Source organism: Bradyrhizobium sp. SHOUNA76 (genome assembly GCF_023006445.1).
Classification (GTDB): Bacteria; Pseudomonadota; Alphaproteobacteria; order Rhizobiales; family Xanthobacteraceae; genus Bradyrhizobium.
The window spans coordinates 1-4,389 of sequence record NZ_JALBHA010000515.1; the positions used below are offsets into that span (position 1 = coordinate 1).

8 protein-coding genes are annotated in these 4,389 nt (G+C 63.8%); 6 read left to right on the forward strand and 2 right to left on the reverse strand.

Going from position 1 to position 4,389, the window contains the following annotated elements; all coding sequences use genetic code 11:
• From MOV74_RS32215 to MOV74_RS32240, 6 genes are all read left to right on the forward strand, one after another.
• On the forward strand, positions 1–392 hold a 392-nt coding region (locus MOV74_RS32215), incomplete at its 5' end, for a Holliday junction DNA helicase RuvB C-terminal domain-containing protein (RefSeq protein ID WP_309486857.1).
• A 129-nt stretch (positions 393–521) separates the two neighbouring features.
• Positions 522–1,439, forward strand: a complete 918-nt coding sequence (locus MOV74_RS32220) for a metallophosphoesterase (RefSeq protein WP_246931035.1) — start codon at positions 522–524, stop codon at positions 1,437–1,439.
• Between the two features lie 58 nt (positions 1,440–1,497).
• Entirely contained in the window at positions 1,498–1,707 is a 210-nt protein-coding gene (locus tag MOV74_RS32225; protein WP_246931036.1) for a hypothetical protein, read from the forward strand.
• A 7-nt stretch (positions 1,708–1,714) separates the two neighbouring features.
• Positions 1,715–1,984 (forward strand): type II toxin-antitoxin system RelE/ParE family toxin, encoded by a 270-nt coding sequence (locus MOV74_RS32230; RefSeq protein WP_309486858.1) that lies wholly within the window; start codon positions 1,715–1,717, stop codon positions 1,982–1,984.
• A gap of 16 nt (positions 1,985–2,000) precedes the next feature.
• Positions 2,001–2,450, forward strand: a complete 450-nt coding sequence (gene ybgC / locus MOV74_RS32235; protein ID WP_246931037.1) for a tol-pal system-associated acyl-CoA thioesterase — start codon at positions 2,001–2,003, stop codon at positions 2,448–2,450.
• Between the two features lie 79 nt (positions 2,451–2,529).
• A complete protein-coding gene (locus MOV74_RS32240; protein WP_246931038.1) occupies positions 2,530–2,997 on the forward strand; it encodes a nuclear transport factor 2 family protein in 468 nt (155 codons plus the stop codon).
• Positions 2,998–3,171: 174 nt separating this feature from the next.
• Here MOV74_RS32240 and MOV74_RS32245 read toward each other — a convergent pair whose 3' ends face one another.
• Positions 3,172–3,879: a type 1 glutamine amidotransferase gene (locus MOV74_RS32245; RefSeq protein ID WP_246931039.1), complete on the reverse strand. Its 708-nt coding sequence runs from the start codon at positions 3,877–3,879 to the stop codon at positions 3,172–3,174.
• A 53-nt stretch (positions 3,880–3,932) separates the two neighbouring features.
• The coding region (locus tag MOV74_RS32250) for a LysR substrate-binding domain-containing protein (protein WP_246931040.1) at positions 3,933–4,389 on the reverse strand (457 nt) is incomplete at its 5' end.

Here is a 4,389-nt window from a genome sequence, read left to right on the forward strand (position 1 = left end):
CCGGCCGTCTGCTCCGCCGCGTGCGCGATTTCGCCTCGGCCGCCGATGCCGACAAGATCGATCGCAAGATCGCCGACCACGCGCTGAGCGCGCTCGAGGTCGACGCCGCAGGGCTCGATGCCATGGACCGCCGCTACCTCACGACCATCGCGATGAACTATGGCGGCGGCCCGGTCGGCGTCGAGACGATGGCCGCCGCGTTGTCCGAACCGCGCGATGCGATCGAGGACATCATCGAGCCCTATCTGATCCAGTGCGGCTATCTCCAGCGCACCCCGCGCGGCCGCCTGCTGACCTCGCACGCCTTCCGTCATCTCGGCCTCGCAGAGCCCTCGCGGGATGCGGCGGCGCAATTCGGCTTGTTCGGCACCGATCAGGCCGAGGACGACTGATCTGCGCTGACGCAGCGCGCTCCATCCATCATGAATTTCCGGTAATCTCGTGCAGACGATCTGCACGAACGCACCCCAATTCCGCTCCAATCGGACCGCATCAAAAAGGCGCATTACGATCGGGTTTCCATGATCACGCGCCGTCACCTCATCCGTTCCATCGGCGGCCTGTCCGCCCTCGGTGTCTCGACCGCCGCCTATGGTGTTGCCGTCGAGCCGGTGCTGCGGCTTCGCGTCACCCGCTATCATCCGGCGCCGCGGCAATGGCCGGCGGATCTGCCGCTGAAGATCGCCGTCATCGCCGACATCCATGCCTGCGATCCCTGGATGCCGCTGGACCGGATCGAGGCCATCGTCGACCGCACCAACGCGCTGAATGCTGACATCATCGTGCTGCTCGGCGACTATGTCGCCGGCCTGCATCAGGTCACGCGCATCATTCCGTCGAGCGAATGGGCCCGAGTGTTGGCCGGCCTCAAGGCGCCGCTGGGCGTCCATGCCGTCATGGGCAACCACGATTATTGGGACGACAGGACGGTGCAGCAGACCGGGCACGGGCCGACCATCGCGCATCGTGCGCTGGAAGCCGTCGGCATTCCCGTCTACGAGAACGACGTCGTACGCCTTAAGAAGGACGGCCGCCCGTTCTGGCTCGCCGGCTTGGGTGATCAGCTCGCCTTCCTGCCGGCGCGCCGGTTTCGGAGCATGGTGCGCTTCGGCGCCGACGATCTCAGCGCGACGCTCGCCAAGGTCACGGACGATGCGCCGATCATCCTGCTCGCCCATGAGCCCAACATCGCGCCGCGCGTGCCCGCACGCGTTGCGCTGCAACTGTCCGGCCACACCCATGGCGGTCAGGTCCGCTTGCTGGGCTGGTCGCCGGCGGTACCGCCGCAGCAGGGCATCCGGCTGGCTTATGGTCATGTCAGGCTGAAATGCGACGTCATCATCTCCGGCGGCCTCGGTTGCAGCATCATGCCGCTCCGCGTCGGCGTGCCGCCGGAGATCGTCGAGGTGACGCTGGGGCGAGGACCCTTGGTGGTGTAGCCGTCAAATTACGGGTCAGCATCTGGGCGCCGGTCCAAGGCTGCGCTATATTGACGCGATGAGTTCTGCCATCGAGAAAGCTGTCGAAGCTCTTGAGCTGCTGCCTGAGGATATGCAGGAGTCTGCGGCCGATTATCTGTTGTCCCAAGCCAAGAAGTTTCGAGCCCTTAGACACGCGATCGATGAAGGGATGGCGGACGTAGAGGCTGAGCGCGTGGTCCCGTGGGACCTCAACGAGTTTCTCAAGCAAACTCGGGCGAAGCGGTAGGGGCGTCGTGCAGGTCGTTCTATCCTTGCGCGCCCGCACTGACCTTTTTGACATCCATACATATCTTGCAGAGCGTAGCCTAGCGGCAGCGGATCGATTGGCTGAAAGATTCTCGGAGCGGTTCGATGAGTTGCGACAATTTCCGTTCTTAGGACCAGATCGGAGTGAGCTAAGGACATGCTTCGCGGGCTGTCGATCGATGGTTATATTGCCTTTTACCTCGTTCAGACTGATCGCACAGTCATTGTGCGGGTCTTGGATGGACGTCGAGATATAAAGCGAGAGTTTGCGAAATGACGGCTCATCTCGACGGCGAGATCCGCGACGGCCGACACCACATGCAGGTCCGCGTCTATTACGAGGACACGGATTTCTCGGGGATCGTCTATCACGCCAATTATCTGCGCTACATGGAGCGCGGACGGACCAATCATCTGCGGCTGATGGGGGCCGAGCAGCAGGCGCTGTTCGAGCAACCCGAGACCGACAGCGCCGGTTTCGCTTTCGTCGTGCGCTCGATGCATCTGGATTTCCTCAAGCCCGCGCGGATGGACGACGTGCTCGACGTCGTGACCTGGCCGATCGCGGTGAAGGGTGCCTCCATCATGCTGGCGCAGGAAGTGAAGCGGGGTGAGGACGTGCTGGTGAAAGCCGAGGTGCGCGTCGCCTTCATCAGCGGCGGCCGCGCCCAGCCGATCCCGAAATCAATCCGGACGATGATGAGGGCCGATCTGATTTCGTGATCGGTCGATAAGTGATCGCCACTCGACTCCACCTTGCGCAGCGATAGATTGCGGCCCCAACCAATCGATGAGGCTCATCATGTCGCGCCCGCCGCTTCCGCCCTTCACCCGTGAGACCGCCGCGCAAAAGGCGCGTATGGCCGAGGACGCCTGGAATTCACGCGATCCGGTGCGCGTCTCCCTTGCCTATACCGAGGACAGCCGCTGGCGCAATCGTTCGGAAGTGCTTGAGGGCCGCGAGGCCATCGTCGCGTTCCTCACCCGCAAATGGGAGAAGGAGCAGGACTACCGATTGATCAAGGACCTCTGGGCCTTCGACGAGAACCGCATCGCCGTGCGCTTCCAGTACGAATGGCACGACGCCAGCGGCCAGTGGTATCGATCCTACGGCAACGAGCAGTGGGAATTCGACGAGCACGGTTTGATGAAGCGGCGCGAGGCGTCGATCAACGACATCGCGATTGCGGAGAAGGATCGCAGGTTTCACTGGGCGGCGCCGGGGCCGCGCCCGGCGGATGTGCCGGGATTGGGGAGCGATCCGTTCTGATATTCCGCAAGCGACGCTGCATCAACCCTGCCCCCTTCTTGTGGGAGAGGGTGCCGAGCGAAGCTCGGCGGGTGAGGGGTCTCCATCCTCACGAGCAGTCCAGCGAGTTGATAGAACCCCTCATCCGGCGCTTCGCGCCATCTTCTCCCACAAGGGGAGGAGCGTGCCGCGTAGCTAGGGCCGCCTCGCCAGAAACCTCGTAATCGCCCCACCGAGCGTCGCGTTGTCCATCGGTTGCGTCAGCGATGCCCTTGCCGTCGCGACGACGTCATCCGGCGCCTTGCCGTTGCGCAGGTCGCAGCACACTTGCGCGAATTCCACGTCGAATTCCGGATGCGGCTGCACCGTCAGCGTGGTGCCGTTGGCGTAGAGCAGAGCGGCATGTGGCGTGAACTCGGACGAGAGGATCGTGAGCACGTCGTTCGGCGGCTCGATCACCTGATCCTGATGCGAAGCGGCGATCGCGATCGTTTCGCCGTCGACGACGCCGTTCTCCGGCAGTACCTGATAGACATGCCGTCCGATGCCCCAGCCTTTCTCCGACTTGCGCACGGTGCCGCCGAGCGCCTGCGCGATCAGCTGATGACCGAAGCAGACGCCGACCATCGGCGTCTTGTTGGCGTAAGCGCTGCGCACGAAAGCTTCAAGCGGCGCGATCCAGTCGAGTCCGTCATAGACGCCGGCCGCAGCGCCAGTGATCAGCACGGCCTCCAGCTTGCGCGGATCGGGGAGTGCATCGCCATTCGGGATGCTGATGACATCCACGGTGACCGAGGGATCCTCGGCGCGAACCATGCGCTCGAACATGTCCGGAAACGAGCCGTGACGCTCGCGATGCTTTTGAGGAACGAGCCCGGTCTCGATGATGGTGATGCGTGCCATGTGCTGCCTTGCAGAGATGCGAAGGATACAGCAGGAATCGCAAGGCGTCCAAGTCAGCCGGGCGCAAAATCCCGAGTGGACTCCTGCTCGAGTTCGGCGAGCGCCTTGCGCATCGTCTCCACCAGATCCAGCGCCACCGGTGAAGGACTGCGCTGCGCCGGAAAGACGGCGGAGAATTCGAAGTCGATGCGCGGCAGGAAGCGACGCGCGACCACGCCGCGGGTGGAGAATTCCCTCGCGGTGAAGGGGTCGCAGATCGCGACGCCGAGCCCCGACGAGACCATGCCGCACATGATCTCCGACAGCGTGGTCTCCACCCTGAGCACGCGACGGACGTCATGGCGATGGAAGACCTGGTCGACGAGGTGCCGGCTCGATGATCCCGCCGACAGCGAGATGAAGGTCTCGCCCTCGAAATCACGCGGCTCCAGCACTTCCTTTTCCGTGAGGCGATGGCCCGTCGGCAGCACCGCGACGCGCGCGGGCGCCGGCAGCCGCAGGCTCGGCAGG